The following is a 19,702-nucleotide window of genomic DNA, read 5'->3' as shown; positions in this document are numbered from 1 at the left end:
TGATCCGTCGAGGGAGTCATCGATGTCAAGTCACTGATCCGTCGGATGCATCTGCACGGAAACGCGCGGAGCGCGTCACGCTGGCGAGTCCGGCGAAAGGACCGTCGGCGAGGATCAGCCGCCGGGCGGCGAGGTAGCCGTCACGGAAGCGCGTGCTCGTGCCGAGCGGGCCGAAGACCTCCGTCACGTCCAGCAGGGCGCCCGGTTCCGTCTCCTCGAGCCGGGCCGCGGCCACGACCCGGTCGTGACGGGCGTCGACGACGCCCTCGTCCTTCGCCAGCCAGACGCTCCACGCGGCGACGACCAGGCAGATGTGGTCGATGGTGCCGTCGGACGCGAGCTGGTCTCGCAGCACGGGGAGCAGGAACTTGGGGATGCGCGCGCTCCCGTCGACGACCTGCCGAGCGAGCGTGTCCGCAATCGCCTCGCTGGAGAAGCGAGCGATCAGCTCGTCGCAGTAGTCGGCGACATCGATTCCAGGGACGGGACGCAGCGTCGGGATGCCCTCCTCGTCCATGTAGCCGCGCAGGAACTCGGCGAACCGGGTGTCGCGACAGACCTCGTGCACCGTCTCGAATCCGGCCAGCAGACCGAGATAGGACATGTTCTGGTGCGAGGCGTTGAGCAGGCGCAGCTTCATCAGCTCGTAGGGCTCGACGTCAGGGACGACCTGCACTCCGACCGTCTCGAAGGCGGGTCGACCGAGGGGGAAGTCGTCCTCGAGGACCCACTGCTCGAACGACTCCGAGAGGACGGGCCAGGAGTCCTCGACCCCCCAGCGTCGAGCGACTTCGGCGCGACCGGCGTCCGTGGTGGCCGGCGTGATCCGGTCGACCATCGAGTTCGGGAACGCCACGTTCTCGGAGATCCACCCGCCGAGCGACTCGTCCACCAGGGTGGCGAACGACGTGAGCGCTGTGCGGGCCACGGTGCCGTTGCCGGGGATGTTGTCGCACGACATGAGGGTGAAGGCGGGAACCCCCCGCTCCCGGCGTCGTCGCAGCCCCTCGGTCAGGAGCCCGAAGACCCCGGTCGGCGAGTGGGGCGAGGCCAGGTCGCCGGCCACCGCCGGGTTCGTCGCGTCGAAGGAGCCGCTGGTGTCGTCCACGGGGTAGCCCGCTTCGGTCACGGTGAGCGAGACGATGCGGGTGGCGGGGGATGCGAGGCGCTCGACGACCGCTTCCACGTCGTCCGGGGCGAACAGGTAGTCCTTCAGCGAGCCGATGATGCGAGCTTCTGCCGACCCGTCCGGGGAGCGGGTGACCAGGGTGTAGAGGCCGTCCTGCTCGCCGAGGGCGTCGCGCATCACAGCGTCCGAGGGGAGAATTCCCACGCCGCAGATGCCCCAATCTGCGGATCCGTCGGTCGACGATCGGAGTATCCGGTCGACGAACATCGCCTCGTGCGAGCGATGGAACGCGCCGACGCCGATGTGCACGATGCCCGTCGCCTCCCGCTCGCGCGGATAGACGGGCACGGGCAGTCGGGCGCTGAGCTCGGGCAGGGCTGCGGCGGTGAGACGGGTCATTCGGGGGCTCCTTGTGCTGTGTGCGGCGTCGCTGTCGTCGACCTCGGTGTCGCGTCGGACCGCGTCGGTGATCGTGGGGGCGTGGGATGCGTCGCGTCGAAGATCAGGACGAGATCCGCTCGTCCGGCGGTCCGGTCGACGACGGCCGCGTTGGTCTCGTCGACGTCGGTCACCCAGGCCTCGGCGGCGTCCGTGGCGTGGCCGTAAGAGAGACGACGCGCGACGAGACGGCGGTGGCGCTCCTCAGCGTCGACGGAGACGAACCACGACTCTGTGAGCAAGGGCGAGACGCCGCCCCAGCCTCCGCTCTCGAGCAGCAGGTAGTTGCCCTCCGTGACGACGAGCCGCACTTCCGCGGCGACAGGGACGCTGCTCCCGACCGGCTCTTCCAGGCCACGATCGAACAGCGGCGCGTAGATGGTCTCGTCGCCTTCGCGCTGCCTGCTCAGGCGGTGCAGGAGGGAGACGTAGCCGTCGGTGTCGAACGTGTCGGGCGCGCCTTTGCGTCCGCGACGTCCGAGGCGGAGGAGCTCGGTGCTGCCGAAGTGGAAGCCGTCCATACCGATCAGGACCGCATCTCCGCCGAGCGCGTCGATCAAGGCTGTGCTCAGGGTCGTCTTGCCGGCCCCCGGCGTCCCGGTGATGCCCAGGATGCGGCGTTCCCCCGCACTCGCTAGGCGCCGTGCGCGCTCCACCAACGCGTCGAGGTCGAAACGACGCGTTCCTTCGAGATCTGCGCTGGTCACAGGTGAACCGTAGATTCCGCGTGTCATCGATGTCAAGATGGAACTTCCCCGCACGACATCGATGTCGTGGGCACGAACCAGAACGGAGCACCACATGGCCGACTTCACCGGTCGCACGATCCTCGTCACCGGAGCCAGCGGAGGGATCGGCGGTGCGACAGTGCGTCGACTCGTCGCTTCCGGGGCCGACGTCATCGCCTCGGGCAGCACGGCAGAGGGACTCGAGCCCATCGTGGCCGAGACCGGCGTCGAGTCGCTGCCGTTCGACCTCACGAGCGAGGACGAGGTCCGGGCCGCCATCGAGGGGCGCGATCTCTGGGGCGTCGTGAACTGCGGCGGCTGGGGCGGCGAGATCGCGAGCCCCGTCGACACCGACATCGACGTCTTCGACAAGGTCATCGCCATCAACGCCCGAGGGTCGCTGCTCGTCACCAAGTACGCCGCCGCCTCGATGATCCGGCTCGGACGGGGCGGGGCGATCGTCAACGTGTCCTCGCAGGCTTCTCTCGTCGCGCTCGTCGGCCACATCTCCTACGGTTCGTCGAAGGCGGCCCTCGACAACATCACCCGGGTCTCCGCCCTCGAGCTCGGGAAGTACGGCATTCGCGTCAACTCGGTGAACCCGACCGTCGTCATGACCGAGATGTCGGCGTGGTACTGGGGTCGTCCCGAGATCGAGGGACCGACCCTCGAACGCATGCCTCTGGGCAAATGGGCGACCGAGGACGACATCGCCGGACCGATCGAGTTCCTGCTCAGCGACGACGCGGGCATGATTTCGGGCGTCTCGCTGCCCATCGACGGCGGCTACACGAACGTGTAGCGGTCGTTGCGGGACGACGAAGGCCGCATCCCCCGTAGGAATGCGGCCTTCGTCGTTCGGGACTATTCGCCGTCGACGGCTGCGCGGAGCTCGAGAAGGCGGGGGAGCGCCTTCGTGGTGAGCAGGTCCTGACGCTTGGCGGGGTCTACGGAGAGGGCGTCCTTCCAGAGCGACCGGCCGGCCATCGCGCCCGCGGCGCCGTGGGCCATGGCGTCACGGACCTGCACGATGAACGTCTCGTGGTCGACGCCGGCCGAGAGAACGGCCCATGGGACACCGGCGGCGGCCCGGTTGACGAGCTCGGCGCCCTCGGAGGAGCCGGGGTACTGGATCTTCAGTAGCTTCGTGCCGCAGGCCACTGCGAGTGCGGCTCCGTCGGCGACCAGCTGCGGGAACGCGGCCTTGTACTCCTCGTCCGACTCGCCCTCGAGCTGGTAGGTCAGGAGCTCGACGATGAGGAGGATGCCCTCCTTCTCGGCGGCTTCGGTCAGTGAACGGATCTCGTCGGCGACGCGATCGTCGAGGCCCTGCTTGTCCGGGCGCGTGTACCAGAGCATCTTGATGACGTCGGCGCCGAGCTCACGGGCGCGGCGAGGAGTAAGGCCGGGCACGAAGGTCGTGTACTTGAGGCCGTCCACCGTCTCGAAGCCGGACGAGTCGAGGCCGACCACCAGGGCGGTGTCGCGGCTGAGGACGCCCGAGTTCGGGATCGCCGGGAGCGCCACCTCGGGGTCGAGGAGGATAGCGGGGCCTTTGTTGGCGAGGAAGGTCACGAGATCCGCCTTGGCCGAGGCGAGTTCCTCGGTGGTGATTGCGGACGTACCGTCGGGTGCGTCCTGCATGACGGCCTTCATGCTGTTCCGCTGGTCGGCGGCCACGATGAGGATGTGGCCGGCGTCCGTCGAGATGGCCGCGAGCCCGCGCCGCTCCTGAGTAGTGAGTTCGTTCGAGGTGGTGATCGTCATTGCTCTCTCCTTGGTCTGGGTCGCTTCTTTGCGCTCGGTCGCAACCATGTCACCGATGACATCAGTGAAGCATGACCTCGATGACAAAGCAAGGAGAAGGGGGATCCGAGGATGCCTCCGGAACCGGGCGGTACGCCCGGCTCAGCCCTTGGTGCGGGGGAGGATCGTTCGGATCGAACCGGTGGTGTTGAGGCTGAGCTCACGGTGGGGCTTCGACGGGAAGCCCTGTCTCGCGACTACCATCACGACAAGAGCAGCGGCGCAGACCGCGGCTCCGACGACCGGGAGGACCCAGGGCCCGGCGAGACCCAGGGCGACGCCTCCGGAGGCGGATCCGATGGTGATGCCGACGTTGCTGGTCGAGTTGATGAAAGCGCCCGCGACGCTCGGTGAGGCGATACCGGTCCGGATCGCGGCGGTCATCATGAACGTGCCGACACCGGCGAACGCCACGTTCCACACGGCGACGGCGACGAGGGCCGGGAGCCCGAGGCCGAGCAGGAGCAAGAGTCCGAGCGCGGCCAGGGCGACGACGATGGCCGACATGTGCAGGAGGGCGCCGAGTCGCGGCTTGGTGTCGACGAAAGCGCCCGACGAGATCAGGCCGCCGACGCTCACGACGCCCAGGCCGAACAGGACCGGGCTCAGATCGTGTTCGGTGACCCCTGCGACTCGCAGCAGGGCCGTGATGTACGTGTAGGCGAAGTGCTGGCCGACGAACAGGAGCGTGTTGACGGCACCCACGGCGAGGAGGCCGGCCCGCCACCAGGCTCGCTGAGAGATCGTGCCGGTGGTGGCGACTCCTGCGTTCTCGACGGTCGGCACGACGGCCGCGATGACGAGCGCCAGTGCCGTCGCGGCCAGCGCCATGACGACGAACGCAGTCCGCCAGTCGTACGCCAAGCCGATGCCGGTCGCGATCGGCACCCCGAGGATGCTGCCCAACGAGCCACCGGCGAATGCCACCGTCATGGCGCGGCCGACCAGATTCGGGGCGACGAGACGGCTCGCATAGCTCGTGACCACCGAGTAGAAGACGGCGTGGCCGATGCCTCCCACGGCACGGCCGACCAGGAGGACGGCGAAGTCGGGAGCCACCGCCACGATGACGTCGGACAAGGCGTAGACGAGGATGACTGTCACGAGCAACCACTTGCGCGGGAACCTGTCGGTGGCGCGGGCCAACGGGACGGCGAGCACTGCGACGCACACTGCGAAGACCGACACGGTGAGACCGGCGGTGCCCTGCGAGACCCGGGTGGCGTCGGCGATCTGTGGGATCAGGCCGACGGGGAGCAGCTCGGAAGTCAACGCGATGAACGTCGAGAACGTGAGAGAGAGAAGGCCGAGAGCCGTGGCGCGCCGGGAATGGGGCATAGGGCTCCAGGGTAGCGAGTCGGGTCGTCTCGAGGGTGCCCCGGCACCGGCCCGTAACACCGCCGCCACGGCTTTAGTATGGTCCCCATGCCCGTTGGCGACTCCTTCTACATCACGACCCCCATCTTCTATGTCAACGACGTGCCCCACATCGGTCACGCGTACACGGAGGTGGCCGCCGACGTGCTCGCGCGCTGGCACCGCCAGCGTGGCGACGACACCTGGTTGCTCACCGGCACCGACGAGCACGGCCAGAAGATCCTCCGCACGGCCACCAGCCACGACGTCACGCCCAAGGCCTGGGCCGACAAGCTCGTCGAGGAGAGCTGGAAGCCCCTGCTCCAGACGGTCAACATCTCCAACGACGACTTCATCCGCACCACCGACGCCCGCCACGAAGAGGGCGTGCAGAAGTTCCTGCAGAAGCTCTACGACGACGGCTTCATCTACCAGGGCGAGTTCGAGGGCTACTACTGCGTCGGCTGCGAGGAGTACAAGCAGCAGTCCGACCTCGTCGACGGCACCGGCCCGTTCGAAGGCGAGCTCGTCTGTGCCATCCACTCCAAGCCGGTCGAACTGCTGAAGGAGAGCAACTACTTCTTCCGCATGAGCGATTTCGAAAAGCCGCTGCTCGACCTGTACGAGTCGCAGCCCGACTTCGTCCAACCCGAGAGCGTGCGCAACGAGATCGTGCAGTTCGTGAAGCAGGGTCTGCGCGACCTGTCGATCTCCCGGGCCTCCTTCGACTGGGGCATCAAGGTGCCGTGGGACGAGAAGCACGTCGTCTACGTCTGGTTCGACGCTCTGCTCAACTACGTCACGGCGATCGGCTACGGCGTCGACCAGGAGGAGTTCGACCGCCGCTGGCCGGCCATGCACCTCGTCGGCAAGGACATCGCCCGCTTCCACGCCGTCATCTGGCCCGCCATGCTCATGGCCGCCGGGCTGCCGGTGCCGAAGAACGTCTTCGGCCACGGCTGGCTGCTCGTGGGCGGCGAGAAGATGTCCAAGTCGAAGCTGACCGGCATCGCGCCGCAGCAGATCACCGAGACCTTCGGCGTCGACGCGTTCCGCTACTACTTCATGCGCGCCATCACCTTCGGTCAAGACGGCAACTTCTCGTGGGAGGACATCTCGGCGCGCTACCAGGCCGAACTCGCGAACGGCTTCGGAAACCTCGCCTCTCGCATCCTCGCCATGATCACGCGCTACTTCGACGGCCAGGTGCCGGTCGCCGGCGAGCTCACGGCCGACGACCTCGCCGTGCGCGAGACCGAGATCCGGGTGACGGACTCGGCCGACGCCTCCATCGCCACCTATGCCATCAACGAGGCGGTCTCGAGCATCTGGGAGCTCGTCGACGTGCTCAACGGCTACATCACCGAGCAGCAGCCGTGGGTCCTCGCGAAAGACGAAGCGACGCGCGAGCGTCTCGGCACCGTGCTGAACACCGCCCTGCGCGGCCTCGGCACGCTGACCGTCCTGCTCTCGCCCATCGTCCCCGACGCGACGCAGAAGCTCTGGCAGTCGATCGGGCAGGGCGAGCTGACCAGTCAGCCGATCGATCGCGCCCCCGAGTGGTCGTCCGCCCCGGCGGTGACGCCGCTGGAGTCGACGCTGTTCCCCCGCATCGAGCAGCCGGAGTCGGACGTCGCGTGACGAGCGCCTCGTCCGGCGACACCGGCGGCACGCCGGGCTCGGCGTTCGACGCCGGTGACGCCGCCACCCACCTCCGGGCGCGGGCGACCGAGTCCGGCGGGCAGAAGCGCGACCTGACCTACCCGCCACTGCCGTCGGCCCTGACGGTGCCGGTCTACGACAATCACACCCACCTCGAGATCCAGGACGGCGAGGGGCTCGATTACCGCGAGCACCTCGACCGCGCCTCGAGCGTCGGCGTGCGCGGCGTCGTGCAGGTCGGGAACGACCTCGAGACGTCTCGGTGGTCGGCGTCCATCGCGGCCCGCGAGCCCCGGGTGCTGGCCGCCGTCGCGATCCACCCGAACGAGGCGCCGAAATATGCCGCCCGCGGCATGCTCGACGAGGCCCTCGCCGAGATCGACGAGCTCGCGGGCCGCCCCCGCGTCCGAGCCGTGGGCGAGACCGGGCTCGACTGGAGCCGCATCGCCGAGGGATCGGACGGCGACGCGGCGAGGCAGGCTCAGCACGCCTCCTTCGAAGCGCACATCGGGATCGCCAAGAAGCACGGCCTGGCGTTGCAGATCCACGACCGCGACGCGCACGACGACGTCGTCGAGACCCTGCTCCGGGTCGGCGCTCCCGAGCGGACCGTCTTCCACTGCTTCTCGGGCGGGCCGGAGCTGGCGGCGATCTGCGCGGAGCACGGCTGGTTCATGTCGTTCGCCGGGGTGGTCACGTTCAAGAACGCCGAGCCCCTGCGCGCCGCCCTTCGCGCGGCTCCCCGCGAGCTGATCATGGTCGAGACGGATGCGCCGTTCCTGACCCCGGCGCCGTTCCGCGGTCGCCCGAACGCGCCGTACCTCATCCCCCTCACTCTCCGGTCCATGGCCGAGACACTCGAAATGGACGTCTCCATGCTCGCCGCCCGCATCACCTCGACGACCGAGCTGGTCTACGGCACCTGGGAGTCCGAGCCCGTGGTGATCGAGGCATGAGCGACGCGCCCTCGACCCTCCTCGGCCCGGCCGAGATCCGCGACCTGGCCGACCTCCTCGGCATCCAGCCCACCAAGAAGCTCGGGCAGAACTTCGTCCACGACGGCAACACCGTCCGCCGCATCGTCGCCGCCTCCAAGGTCGCGGCCGGCATGGACGTCGTCGAGATCGGCCCCGGCCTGGGTTCGCTGACCCTCGGTCTCCTCGAGAAGGGCGCCAAGGTCGTCGCGGTCGAGATCGACAAGCGCCTCGCCGAGCAGTTGCCCGCGACGGTCTCGCTGCTGCAGCCCGAGGCCGATCTCACCGTCGTCGTCGCCGATGCCATGAAGGTCACGCGGCTTCCGAGCGAGCCGACCCACCTCGTTGCGAACCTGCCTTACAACATCTCGGTACCGGTGCTCCTGCACTTCCTCGAGCACTTCCCGTCGCTCACGCGCGGCCTCGTCATGGTGCAGGCCGAGGTCGGCCTGCGCATCGCCGCGACCCCGGGCTCGAAGGTCTACGGCTCGCCCAGCATCAAGGCCGCCTGGTACGGGGTCTGGTCGACGGCCGGGCAGGTCAGCAGGCAGGTGTTCTGGCCGGTGCCGAACGTCGACAGCATCCTCGTCGCCTACGACCGGCGCGAGCCGAAGGGCACCGAGGCCGAGCGCCGTGTTGTCTTCGAGCTCGTCGACGCCGCCTTCCAGCAGCGCCGCAAGATGCTGCGGCAGTCGCTCTCGGCCGTGTTCGGCACGTCGGGTGCGGCCTCCGAGGCCATCGAGGCCGCCGGGCTGCAGGCCACGAGCCGCGGTGAAGAGCTGACCGTCGACGACTTCCTGGCGATCGCGCGGGTGCGGCTGGCCTCGTCTCCGGGCGACACGGCCGAATAACGTGCCGTCGCGCAAGCGATCCCGTGAGGCCGCCCGAACGGATCGCCCTTCCGCCGACCGGGCCGCGCGCCCCCTCAGCGACGCCGCGGTCGCGGCCCGCTCCGGCCGTGGGGTGGCCGAGTGGTTCGAGATCCTCGACGCCGAGGCCGCCACGCGCCTGTCGCACGACCAGATCGTCGGCCTCCTCGTCGACGTCTACGAGGCTCCCGAGTGGGGCGCGCAGTCGGTGGCGGTCCGCTACGCGCAAGAACGGGGGATGCGGTTGCCCGGTCAGCAGCCCGACGGCACCTTCTCCGTGAGCGCGAGCCGGAGCATCCCCGGCTCGCAATCGGCTCTGCTCGACGTGGCGATCGCCCAGGGCGCGGCGCTCACCGGACTCGAGCCCGACGCCGTGCACCGCCTGCCCGAGCGGACGACGGCCGAGTGGACCCTGGCGAACGGCGAGCTGCTCGTGGCCTCGGTGGGGCAGCCCGCGTCGGGCCAGTGCGCGGTGAGCCTCGTGCAGAGCCGCATCCGCCTGCCCGAACTCGTGGCGAGGCTGCGCGAGACCCTGACGACGACGGTCGTGCGCATCGCTCGCGACGCCGCCTGACGCTGGCGCGTGGGTGGGTTTGCCCCGTGCCTGCTTGCGTGCGAGCGAGCGGGTCAAGTGTGGCGGGTCGGCGGGGGTGCGGCCGCGCGGGTTCGGGGTGCAGGGATGAGCTGCACCCCAGTTTCCGCGGGGGACCCCCGGCCGACGAGGGTGCGTCGTGGTCGAGTCGGGTGCGGCCGGGCGGGTTCGGGGTGCGGCTCGGCGAGAGGGGGTGCGGCTGCACGGCTTGGGGGTGCGGCTCGGCGCGAGAGGCTCGGGTGGCGCGGGTTCGGGGTGCGGCCGCGCGGGTTCGGGGTGCGGGGGTGAGCTGCACCCCGACCGCCGGGCGGGACCACCGCACAGGACGCCCGCACCCCGACCCCCGCTAGAAGTCGGCCAGGTTCGCCCGCAGCCCGCCGTCCCCGAACGACGTGCGCAGGATCCCCCGCTTCCGCAATTCCGGCACCAGCCGGTCGAGGATCCGATGCACCGTCGCCGGATGCAGATCGCCGTTGAAGATGAACCCGTCGTTGCCCGCATCGTCGCCCAGCCGCTCGATGAAGTCGGCCACCTGCCCGACGGTGCCGACGAATCCCTGGCCCGACGCGATCGAGCCCTTGCGGTACTTCCGCACGAACAGGTCGCGGAGCGGTGCATCCCCCGCGCTGTCGCCCACGAGCGAGGCGATGCTCCCCTTCGAGACGTGCTGCCCGAACACGTTCACGTCGAGGGGCCGATCGAGGTCGAGGCGGGTCAGGTCGGTCTCGGTGATGATCGACTGGCGCTCGATCACCTCGTGCAGTTCCGAATCCGTGGGATGCGCGGACGCGGCCACCACGCGAGTCACCTCCTCCTCGCTCCCCACGATCTCCGGCGTGAACACGAACAGGATCCTGATGGAGGCCGCATCCCTCCCTTCCGCCGACGCGGCGGCGTGGATCTTCGCGCGGTAGGCCCGGACGCTCTCCACGTCGAGCGGCGCCAGGGCGAGCTGCACGTCGGAGTTGTGGCCGGCGAAGGCGAGCCCTCGCCCAGAGCCGCCGGGCGACACGATCACCGGGTCGCCGGCCTCGCCGTCGGGGAACGGCAGCGCGTTCAGCGGCCCGTCCAGCTCGAAGTACTGGCCGCGGTGCTGGAAGGCGTCGAGCTGGGAGCCGTCGGCGTAGCGCCAGGTCTCCGTGTCCTCGAGGATCGCGCCGTCGCCCCAGCTGTGCCAGAGCTTCCGGACAACGTGCATCCACTCCTCGGCGCGGTCGTAGGCGGCGTCGTGCGGCAGCTCGGGAATGCCGAAGTGCCGGCTGCTCGCGACGTCCGTCACGACGTTGAGGCCGACGCGGTGGTTGCTCAGGTGTTGGAGCGTCGCGAACTGCCGTGCCGCGAGGTACGGCGGCGTGACGCCGGCGTTGACGGTGGGAGCGACGCCGATGTGGCTCGTCGCCGCGAAGAGGTAGGGGGTGAGGAGGAGCGGGTCGAGCTTGGGCGCCCCGAGCGCGCCGCGCACGCGCAGGTCGAGCTGCGAGGCCGGACCGGGCGACAGGGAGTCCTCGATGATCAGCAGGTCGAGGCCGGCCTGCTCCAGCTCCTTGATCGACTGCTGATAGAGGTCGGGGCGATCCCAGCGGTGCCCCCAGAGGTAGTCGTCGCGGAGCCAGCCTTGGGGGCCGAAGCCGCGACCGACGAACCATCCGAAGTGCTGTTGCCGTGCCATGCCGACAGTCTGCCCGGTGGTGCTGGCGCCGCGCGACGTATGACGGTCCGGGACACACGCCGCGGCACGTTGCGTTGTCCGAGATACGTCGCGCGGCGCCGGTGTTCGCCCGTAGCGCGACGACACAGTGACGCATCATCCACCTCGGGTGCCTAGTCTTGAGCGGTGACCGATCTGAAGAGCCCGCGCGTCTACGTCATCCACGAGAACCCCGAGTGGTTCCCTCCGCTCAAGGCGGCCTTCGACGCCGAAGGCGTTCCGGTCGAGGAGCTCCTGCTCACCGACGGCTCGATCGACCTCACCGCCGAACCGGCCCCCGGCATCTACTGGTCGCGCATGAGCGCCAGCGCCCACACCCGCGGCAACGAGCACTCGAAGGAGTACACCCGCGCGGTCCTCTCCTGGCTCGACGCCGCCGACGGCGTCCGCGTCGTCAACGGCCGCCCCGTGATCGAGCTCGAGGTCAGCAAGGTGCAGCAGCACGTCGCCCTGCAGAAGCTCGGCTTCGACGTGCCCCGCACCAAGGCCGTCTTCGGTACCCGCGACCTGGCCGCGGTCGCCGCCACGTTCGACGCGCCCTTCATCAGCAAGCACAACCAGGGCGGCAAGGGCCTCGGCGTCCGCCGCTGGGACACCCACGACGAGTTCGCCGCCTGGGTCGCCGGCCCCGAGTTCGAGTCCTCGCCCGACGGCATCACCCTGATCCAGGAGCTCCTCGTCGGCGCCGAGTCGTTCATCACGCGCGCCGAGTTCGTCGGCGGCGCGTTCGTCTACGCCGTGCGCGTCGACACCTCCGGCGGCACCTTCGAGTTCTGCCCGGCCGACGCCTGCGCCCTCCCCGGTCAGGCGCCCCTGTTCCAGCTGCGAGAGCGCACCACGAACGGCGACCCCATCGCCGAGCACCCGTTCATCCAGAAGGTGCCCGAGTTCCTCCGCGCCGCAGGCGTCGAGATCGCCGGCGTCGAGTTCATGGAGACGGCCGACGGCCGCGTCGTGCCCTACGACGTGAACACGAACACGAACTACAACCCCGACGTCGAGGCGGCCTCCGACAAGTCCGGCCCCCGCGAGATCGCCAAGTTCCTGGGCGGCCTGCTGGCGGCCGAGTACGCCGATGCCGCCGTCGCGGCCGAGGCCGTCGCGTGAGGTTCGGCTTCTGGACCCCGATCTTCGGCGGCTGGCTCCGCAACGTCGACGACGAGCAGATGCCCGTCACCTTCGAGTACGTGAAAGAGGTCGTCCAGACCGCCGAGCGCGTGGGCTTCGACCTGACCCTCATCCCCGAGCTCAACCTCAACGACATCAAAGGCGTCGCGGCCCCGTCGCTCGAGGCGTGGGCCCTGACCGCCGCGCTCGCAGCCGTCACGACGAAGCTCGAGCTGATGGCGGCGGTCCGCCCGGGCTACCACCTGCCCGCGGTCACCGCGAAGCAGGCGGCCACGATCGACGCGATCTCCGGCGGCCGCTTCACGCTCAACGTCGTGAGCGCCTGGTGGGAGGAGGAGTCGCGCCAATACGGCGGCACCTTCTCCGAGCACGACGACCGCTACGCCCGCACGACCGAGTTCGTCTCGATCCTCAAGGGCCTCTGGAACGAGACGCCCTTCGACTTCCACGGCGACTACTACGACATCTCCGGCTCGCACCTCGAACCGAAGCCGCAGGTTCTGCCCACGATCTACGCGGGCGGCGAGAGCCCGGCCGGCAAGGCCGCGATCGTGTCGTTCGCGGACGCCTACCTGACCCACGGCGGCACGGTCGACGAACTCGACACCAAGGTCCGCGGGATGCGCGAGCAGCGCGCCGCCGCGGGAGGCGAACCGTTCAGCCACTTCGGCATGGCCGCCTACGCCATCGTGCGTGACACCGAGGAGGAGGCCGAAGCCGAGCTCGCCCGCATCACCGACGTGAGCCAGGGGGCCGCCTACGAGTCCTACCAGGACTTCATCAAGCAGTCGCACCTCGAGCACCAGCCCGACCTCCGCGACTACTCCGTCTCCAACCGAGGTCTCCGGCCCGGCTTCGTCGGGACCCCGCGGCAGGTGGCCGACCGGATCCTCGAGTTCGAGCGCGTGGGGGTCGACACGCTGCTGCTGCAGTTCTCGCCCCAGGTGGCGGAGATGGAGCGGTTCGCCCGTGACGTGATCCCGCTGGTGAGGGCCGAGTCGAGCATCCTCGTCTGACCGCACTAGGTTGGACCTATGACGTCCGTGGTGCCCTCGACCGTGGTCCACACTCGTGCGCCGGGCAAGATCAACGTCTTCCTCGCCGTCGGTGATCTTCAAGACGACGGGTATCACGAGCTCGCGACCGCGTACCAGGCCGTCTCGCTCTACGAAGACGTCCGGGCGCGGCACGCCGACGACTTCTCGGTCGCGTTCACGTCGACGGGCGGCGTCGACATCGCGGGGGTCCCGACCGACGAGTCCAACCTCGCGATCAAGGCGGCTCGGCTCCTCGCGAAGACGACGGGCTACGGCGGGGGAGTGCGCCTCGACATCGACAAGAACGTGCCCGTCGCCGGGGGCATGGGAGGCGGCTCGGCCGACGCGGCCGCGAGCCTCCTCGCCTGCGACACCCTGTGGGGCACGGGCCTCAGCCGAGACGAGCTCCTCCGGCTCGGCGCCCAGCTCGGAGCGGACGTGCCGTTCGCGCTCATGGGCGGCACCGCCGTCGGCACCGGGCGCGGCGACGAGCTCAGCCCGGCCCTGGCCCAGGGGCAGTTCCAATGGGTCCTCGCGCTCGCCGACTTCGGCCTGTCGACTCCCGCGGTCTACCGCGAACTCGACGAGCACCGGGTGCGGCACCTCGCCGACATCAACCCGGTCCGGCAGCCCCGGGTCGACTCGGGCGTGCTCCAGGCGCTCCGCGCGGGCGACCCCGGGCTCCTCGCCGACGTCATGTACAACGACCTCCAGGCACCGGCGCTCCACCTCGAGCCCGGCCTCTCGGCGGTCCTCGAGCTCGGCGAGCAGAACGGCGCCCTCGCCGGCGTCGTCTCCGGCTCCGGTCCGACGGTCGCGTTCCTCGCGCCCGACCTCGACGGCGCGCTCGAGCTCCAGATCGCTCTGAACGCCGCCAAGCTCGCGGTCGTGCGGGCGTCCGGGCCGGTCCACGGCGCCCGGGTCATCACCGACTGAGAGGCTCGCCATGCCGAAGCTGCCTCCGATCGTCGCCGGCGGTGTGCCCGCCGCACCGTCCGTCCGCTACAGCCGCAGCACTCGCTTGCCCGGCATGGGGCTCGACGGCCAGGCCCGGCTCACCGCGGCCCGCGTCCTCGTGGTCGGTGCCGGCGGCCTCGGCTCCCCGGTGATCCAGTACCTCGCCACCAGCGGTGTCGGCACCCTCGGCATCGTCGACGACGACGTGGTCGACCTGTCGAACCTCCAGCGGCAGGTGCTCTACCGTCCCGACCAGGTGGGCCTGCCCAAGGCCCGGGCGGCCGCCGAGTGGGTGCGGGCCGTGAACCCGGACGTGACCGTGCACGTGCACGCGGTGCGACTGGGCGACGCGACCGCGAGCATCCTCGACGACTACGACCTGATCGTCGACGGCAGCGACTCGTTCGACACCTGCTACGTCGTGGCCGATGCCGCTGCCGCACGCGGGCTTCCGGTGGTGTGGGGCAGCGTCTCCCGCTACGACGGGCAGGCGAGCGTCTTCTGGGACGCCGCTCCCGACGGGCGGGGCGTCGACTACCGCGACCTGCACCCGGAGGCGCCTGCCGGCGGCTGGGACGAGTCCTGCGCCGACGTGGGCGTCCTCGGCCCGCTGTGCGGCACCGTCGGCTCTGTCCTGGCCTCCGAGGCGGTGAAACTCCTCACAGGCGTGGGCGAGCCGCTGCTCGGCCGCATCGTGACGATCGACGCGGCCGGAGGCACGTGGCGCGAGAGCCGAATCGCCCGGTCGGCTGAGCGCCGGGCCGAGCGCGAGGCGGTCGTCGCCGCCCGGGGAGGGCAGACCGCCGAATCCGCATCCGCCGCCGTTGTCCCGGTCGCGAGCCTCACCGCCGACGAGCTCGAGGCGCGGCTCACCGCCCGGGCCGAGGGGCGCGACGACTTCGTGCTGCTCGACGTGCGGGCGACCCACGAGCAGGAGGCGGGAATGATCCCGGGGGCCGTCGCAGCGGCCGGGTTCGGATCGACCAGCCCCGTGCATCCCCCTCTCGATCTCGACGTGCCGGTCGTCGTCTACTGCGCTCGCGGGCCCCGCTCGGCCGCTGCGGCGAGGCTCCTCGCCGACGAGGGCTACGCAGTGGCGGATCTGAGCCGGGGGATGCTCGGCTGGACCCTCCGCCCGTCGGCCCTCGCCGCCGGTGCCGACGCCGCCGCGCGCGGTGGACGCGTTCCTCTGCCGCTCGGCGACATCGACCCCGAGGCGTTCCACCCCAACCGGCACTCCTGACCGCTCCGGTGGCCTCGGAGATCCGCCGCTGATCGACGCGGCCCGACCGTGGGGCACGGGTCAGCGGTCGAGCGGGGCTCCGGCATCCAGCGACGCGGTCACGGCGGAGAGCAACTGCACCAGACGCTTGGCCTCGCGGTCCGAGATCGAGGCGAAGAGGGTCCGGACCCCTCCCTGGCTGGTGCCGATGGCCGTCGCAAGCGCTTTCTTGGCCTGCGGTGTCAGCCGCAGGATCTGGCCGCGCCCGTCGGACGGATCGGGGGTCCGCGTGACGAATCCGCGGAGTTCGAGTCGCGACAGGATGATCGTCGCGGCAGCGCTCGTCACCCCGAGGGTCCGGGTGAGGTCTCGCGGGCGGACCTCCTTGCCCACGGTCTCGAGACGGGCGAGGTACTGCAGTGCGGCGAGATCGTTGGCACCGATGCCCAGTCGGTCGCGCAGGCGCCCGCGGAACAGCGCCTCTGCGTCTTGGAGGGCGTAGAGCGCTTCGATCACGGCCCCCGACGGCGTCGACGGGTCGTAGTCGAACGGTGGTGGGTCGTTCGCTTCGTGCGTGCTCATAGGAGCCTCTCGGGAAGGTCCGCAGTCGTCCGCCGGCTCTGGCGAAACGGAAGCGGTGCCCTATCGAACCACACGGCCCTGCCGAGCGCATGGGGTGGCACGGGCTACCGGCGGGTGGTCAGCCGCCGGCGAAGGGCGGCATGACGTCGACCACGGCTCCGTCCGCCACGACGAGGCCGCGGTCGCGGGTCGTCACGCCGTCGACGAGGAAGGAACTGCGCTCCAGCACCCCGGCCAGATCGGCAGGATCGACTCCGGCGGCGGGAAGGAGAGTCGCGACCAGATCGCCGATCGTCGGCGGCTCCGCCGAGACGCATTCCAGTTCGTCGAGTCCGGTGGAGGCACGGGCGGCGGCGAAGAAGCGGAGGGTCACCGTGACCACGGGTCAGCCCCCGATCGCGCTCATCGAACGCTCCGGCTGGACGAACGAGCCGTCGTCGATCCCGTGGCCCTTCGGTTTCGCCCACATGGCCCCACGCCAGCGGTCGGCCAGCTCGAGGTCGGACCCGCCGGCGCGGAGCAGATCGCGCAGATTGGTCTCGTCGTGCGAGAACAGGCAGCTCCGGATGCTGCCCTCGGCGGTCATCCGGGTGCGGCGGCAGTCGTCGCAGAACGGCTCGGTGACGGAGGCGATGATGCCGATCGTGCCCGAGAGCGTCGCCTCTTCGCCGCGGCCGACGGCCGTGAAGCGCTCGGCCGGTGCGCCGTCGCGGGGTTCGCGGGCCACGGCCAGGTCGAAGCGAGGAGCGAGCAGGGCGCGGACGTCGGCGGCGGTGACCATGAGCTCGCGACTCCAGGTGTGGTCGGCGTCGAGGGGCATCTGCTCGATGAAGCGCAGCTCGTGGCCGTGTTCGAGGGCCCAGGCGACCAGGTTCGGCGCCTCGTGGTCGTTGACGCCCGGCAGGAGGACGGCGTTGATCTTGATCGGCCCGAGACCCGCGGCGGCGGCGGCGTCGACCCCGTCGAGCACCCGCTGGAGGAACGGTCGACGGGTGAGGGTCGCGAAGGTCTGGGCGTGCAGCGAGTCGAGCGAGACGTTGACGCGATCGAGGCCGGCCTCGGCGAGGGCGGTGGCGCGCTCCTTCAGACCGATGGCGTTCGTCGTCAGCGAGATCTCGGGGCGGGGTTCGAGTGCGGCGCACCGCGACACGATCTCGACGAGGTCCTTGCGCAGCAGGGGCTCGCCGCCGGTGAATCGAACCTGCCTCACACCGAGGTCGTGGACGGCGATGCCGACGAGGCGGACGATCTCGTCGGCCGAGAGCGCCTGGTCGCGGGGAAGCGACGGCAGGCCCTCGGCCGGCATGCAGTAGGTGCAGCGCAGGTTGCACTTGTCGGTGAGCGAGACGCGGAGGTCGGTCGCGGTGCGCGCGAAGCGGTCGACGAGCCCGGGCACTCCGTCCGGCCGGGGTGGCAGGGTCGGATCGGGTCGACCGGGGATGGTCGGGATACCCAGCGAGATCGTCATCGTCCGAGGCTAATCGACACGCCTGGACGTGGCGACACCACGGTGCGCGTCGCGGCCATCGGTCAGGCCCTGCTCGGCGGAGTCTCCACGATCACCGTCGTGGCCTTGACGACGGCGATCGCCACCGACCCCAGCTCGAGGCCGAGCTCGCGCACCGCCTCCGAGCTCATCAGCGACACCACCCGGAACGGCCCGCACTGGAGTTCGACCTGGGCCATGACCGTGTCCATCGTGATCTCGGTCACGAGGCCGACGAATCGATTGCGCGCCGAGCGCCCCACGTCGGACGGGTCGTCGGGCAGGATCGCGTTCTTCCGCGCGAGCTGGGCGAGTTCCAGGCCGTCGACGACCGTGCGCCCGGCGGCGTTCTTCTCGCTCGCCAGGGCCCCATTGTCGATCCACCGGCGGACGGTGTCGTCGCTCACTCCGAGGTAGCGGGCGGCGTCGGGGATCTTGATCTGCGGCATGACGGGAGCCTACTCGGCGGGTTCGGGCGCGCCGAGGGGGCGGCGTCGGGACGGGAGCAGGGCGTGCCATTCCCTCGACGCCGTGTCGCGCATCCGACCCTGCCAGCCGGGGCCGGACCGGTGGATGCTCACCGCGACGATGATCACGAGTGCGACGAGCAGGGTCAGCGGTCGGGTGCCGCCGTAGAGGAAGAACTGCCGGGCCGACAATGCCATCGCGATCGTGAGCCATTCCCAGCGGCCGGTCATGGCGACGAAGGGGATCAACAGCAGTGCGTACCAGGGGTAGCGCGGGCTGAGCACGAGCAGGGTGGCGCCGATCATGACGAGCTGGCCGAGCCACGGATTCGCCGGATCGGTCACGCGCCAGACGATCACGGCCACGATCAACAGGATCAGCACCGCGGCGGGGGCAGCGAGCTCGCCCGGCGCGAACCAGTGCACGAGCGCGAACCGGTTGCCGTCGTCGTAGCCCTCCTCCGACAGGTACCCGGGCAGGAACCCCAGCACCTTCGGGCCGGTCCCGATGATGTATGGGACGTAGAGGAGCAGGAAGGCGGCGAGGGATGCGGCGATCACCTTCAGAGGCTGCCTCCGGAGCAGGGCGGGCGCCGCGATCACCGGGATGAGCTTCGTCGCGATCGCGGCTCCGAGCGCGAGGCCGCCGGTCCAGCGCCGGTTCGTGGCGACGAGAGCCGTCGCGAGGAACGCCAGACCGGCCGCCAGGACATCCACGTGCGAGTTCGTGACGGCCTCCGACGCCACGAGCGGACACCACGCCCAGAGGGCCGCCCAGCGGACGTCGAGGCGGCGGCGGCGCAGGACGAGGACCAGGCCGACGGTGATACCGAGACTGATCACGAGGCCGCCGGCCTGCAACGGCCAGTACTGCGCGTCCGTCGGGACGACGAAGCGGACGGCCGCGAAGTAGAGCTCGGCGGTCGCAGGGTAGATCGTGTTCACGCTCGGACGGTTGATCTGGGTGCAGATGACCGTCTTGGTGCCGTAGTCGCGAGTCTTGACGGTTCGCCCGGGCGTGCATCCCACGCTTCCGTCGCTCTCGGTGACGGTGGACGGGAACAGCCACTCCGGCCGCAGGCTCTCGGTGGCCTTCGAGTTCGGCGTATGGGCGTACGGGGAGACGCCGTGGCCCTGCACGATGCCGTCCCAGGCGTAGCGGGCCGAGTCGGTGCTGGTGTTCGGCGGGCCGACGATCGCGGCGCCGCCGATCAGGGCGGCGCCGACGAGCACGACCGCGGCGACGTGCTTGGCGGGGACCCGGCGCAGGAGGACGAGCCCCAGTGCGAAGACGGCCCAGCAGACGGTCGTCCAGATGCGGAACGGCCAGCTGACGCCGGGCAGGTAGAAGCCGAGTTCGACCACGCCCCAGCCGATCGTGGCGGCGAGGACGGCGGCCACGAGGACGGCGAGGAAGGTGCGCACGCGACCACTCTGCCGCACCTTCGCGACGAGTCCGCCCGAAGTGGGGTGGGATCCCACCGGTTTCGGGTCCGGATCCGAACTAGCTTGTGGAAGAGTCCTCTTCCTGTGGAGAGTCGTCTCCCCGTCGAGCGGAAGT

General features: G+C 70.3%; 19 protein-coding genes. 9 read left to right on the top strand and 10 right to left on the bottom strand.

What is annotated here, in order from left to right:
- Positions 1-25: 25 nt before the first annotated feature.
- Both ABEA39_RS07235 and ABEA39_RS07230 read right to left on the bottom strand, forming a co-directional pair.
- Complete coding sequence (locus ABEA39_RS07235) at positions 26-1,528, bottom strand: mannitol dehydrogenase family protein (RefSeq protein WP_345374874.1); 1,503 nt, start codon at positions 1,526-1,528, stop codon at positions 26-28.
- Positions 1,525-2,274, bottom strand: coding sequence for a nucleoside/nucleotide kinase family protein (locus ABEA39_RS07230; protein WP_345374872.1), 750 nt, complete (start codon positions 2,272-2,274; stop codon positions 1,525-1,527). The genes ABEA39_RS07235 and ABEA39_RS07230 overlap by 4 nt, the downstream gene beginning before the upstream one ends.
- Before the next feature lie 94 nt (positions 2,275-2,368).
- Here ABEA39_RS07230 and ABEA39_RS07225 point away from each other — a divergent pair, with 94 nt between their 5' ends.
- Complete coding sequence (locus ABEA39_RS07225; protein WP_345374870.1) at positions 2,369-3,097, top strand: SDR family oxidoreductase; 729 nt, start codon at positions 2,369-2,371, stop codon at positions 3,095-3,097.
- Positions 3,098-3,159: 62 nt separating this feature from the next.
- Here the strand turns inward: ABEA39_RS07225 and ABEA39_RS07220 are convergent, their stop codons facing one another.
- Positions 3,160-4,062: a hypothetical protein gene (locus ABEA39_RS07220; protein ID WP_345374868.1), complete on the bottom strand. Its 903-nt coding sequence runs from the start codon at positions 4,060-4,062 to the stop codon at positions 3,160-3,162.
- Between the two features lie 141 nt (positions 4,063-4,203).
- Entirely contained in the window at positions 4,204-5,439 is a 1,236-nt protein-coding gene (locus tag ABEA39_RS07215; protein ID WP_345374866.1) for an MFS transporter, read from the bottom strand.
- 87 nt (positions 5,440-5,526) lie between these two features.
- Here ABEA39_RS07215 and metG point away from each other — a divergent pair, with 87 nt between their 5' ends.
- The 4 genes from metG (at position 5,527) to ABEA39_RS07195 (ending at position 9,536) form a co-directional block, all read left to right on the top strand.
- Positions 5,527-7,098, top strand: coding sequence for a methionine--tRNA ligase (gene metG / locus ABEA39_RS07210; RefSeq protein ID WP_345374863.1), 1,572 nt, complete (start codon positions 5,527-5,529; stop codon positions 7,096-7,098).
- 113 nt (positions 7,099-7,211) lie between these two features.
- Entirely contained in the window at positions 7,212-8,075 is an 864-nt protein-coding gene (locus tag ABEA39_RS07205) for a TatD family hydrolase (protein WP_345375311.1), read from the top strand.
- Positions 8,072-8,944: a 16S rRNA (adenine(1518)-N(6)/adenine(1519)-N(6))-dimethyltransferase RsmA gene (gene rsmA / locus ABEA39_RS07200; protein WP_345374861.1), complete on the top strand. Its 873-nt coding sequence runs from the start codon at positions 8,072-8,074 to the stop codon at positions 8,942-8,944. The genes ABEA39_RS07205 and rsmA overlap by 4 nt, the downstream gene beginning before the upstream one ends.
- A gap of 112 nt (positions 8,945-9,056) precedes the next feature.
- Entirely contained in the window at positions 9,057-9,536 is a 480-nt protein-coding gene (locus tag ABEA39_RS07195) for a hypothetical protein (protein ID WP_345374859.1), read from the top strand.
- A 364-nt stretch (positions 9,537-9,900) separates the two neighbouring features.
- Here ABEA39_RS07195 and ABEA39_RS07190 read toward each other — a convergent pair whose 3' ends face one another.
- Positions 9,901-11,223, bottom strand: a complete 1,323-nt coding sequence (locus ABEA39_RS07190; RefSeq protein ID WP_345374857.1) for an LLM class flavin-dependent oxidoreductase — start codon at positions 11,221-11,223, stop codon at positions 9,901-9,903.
- A 165-nt stretch (positions 11,224-11,388) separates the two neighbouring features.
- Here ABEA39_RS07190 and ABEA39_RS07185 point away from each other — a divergent pair, with 165 nt between their 5' ends.
- The 4 genes from ABEA39_RS07185 to ABEA39_RS07170 are packed head-to-tail and all read left to right on the top strand — an operon-like array spanning position 11,389 to position 15,627.
- Positions 11,389-12,369, top strand: a complete 981-nt coding sequence (locus ABEA39_RS07185; protein WP_345374855.1) for an ATP-grasp domain-containing protein — start codon at positions 11,389-11,391, stop codon at positions 12,367-12,369.
- A complete protein-coding gene (locus ABEA39_RS07180; RefSeq protein ID WP_345374852.1) occupies positions 12,366-13,406 on the top strand; it encodes an LLM class flavin-dependent oxidoreductase in 1,041 nt (346 codons plus the stop codon). Before ABEA39_RS07185 ends, ABEA39_RS07180 begins: the two co-directional genes overlap by 4 nt.
- A gap of 18 nt (positions 13,407-13,424) precedes the next feature.
- Positions 13,425-14,363, top strand: coding sequence for a 4-(cytidine 5'-diphospho)-2-C-methyl-D-erythritol kinase (locus tag ABEA39_RS07175; RefSeq protein ID WP_345374850.1), 939 nt, complete (start codon positions 13,425-13,427; stop codon positions 14,361-14,363).
- Between the two features lie 10 nt (positions 14,364-14,373).
- The gene (locus ABEA39_RS07170; RefSeq protein ID WP_345374848.1) at positions 14,374-15,627 is read left to right on the top strand and encodes a ThiF family adenylyltransferase; all 1,254 of its coding nucleotides are present in this window, start codon (positions 14,374-14,376) and stop codon (positions 15,625-15,627) included.
- A 60-nt stretch (positions 15,628-15,687) separates the two neighbouring features.
- Here ABEA39_RS07170 and ABEA39_RS07165 read toward each other — a convergent pair whose 3' ends face one another.
- The 5 genes from ABEA39_RS07165 to ABEA39_RS07145 form a co-directional block, all read right to left on the bottom strand.
- Complete coding sequence (locus tag ABEA39_RS07165) at positions 15,688-16,188, bottom strand: MarR family winged helix-turn-helix transcriptional regulator (protein ID WP_345374846.1); 501 nt, start codon at positions 16,186-16,188, stop codon at positions 15,688-15,690.
- Between the two features lie 118 nt (positions 16,189-16,306).
- On the bottom strand, positions 16,307-16,570 hold the full coding sequence (locus tag ABEA39_RS07160) for a MoaD/ThiS family protein (protein ID WP_345374845.1): 264 nt from the start codon (positions 16,568-16,570) through the stop codon (positions 16,307-16,309).
- A gap of 3 nt (positions 16,571-16,573) precedes the next feature.
- Entirely contained in the window at positions 16,574-17,656 is a 1,083-nt protein-coding gene (gene moaA / locus ABEA39_RS07155; protein WP_345374843.1) for a GTP 3',8-cyclase MoaA, read from the bottom strand.
- Positions 17,657-17,718: 62 nt separating this feature from the next.
- Complete coding sequence (locus tag ABEA39_RS07150) at positions 17,719-18,123, bottom strand: TOBE domain-containing protein (RefSeq protein WP_345374841.1); 405 nt, start codon at positions 18,121-18,123, stop codon at positions 17,719-17,721.
- A gap of 9 nt (positions 18,124-18,132) precedes the next feature.
- Positions 18,133-19,566: a glycosyltransferase 87 family protein gene (locus tag ABEA39_RS07145; protein ID WP_345374839.1), complete on the bottom strand. Its 1,434-nt coding sequence runs from the start codon at positions 19,564-19,566 to the stop codon at positions 18,133-18,135.
- Positions 19,567-19,702: the final 136 nt, after the last annotated feature.

Source organism: Frondihabitans cladoniiphilus, assembly GCF_039544345.1.
Classification (GTDB): Bacteria; Actinomycetota; Actinomycetes; order Actinomycetales; family Microbacteriaceae; genus Frondihabitans; species Frondihabitans cladoniiphilus.
This window is presented reverse-complemented; position numbering and strand designations above follow the sequence as displayed.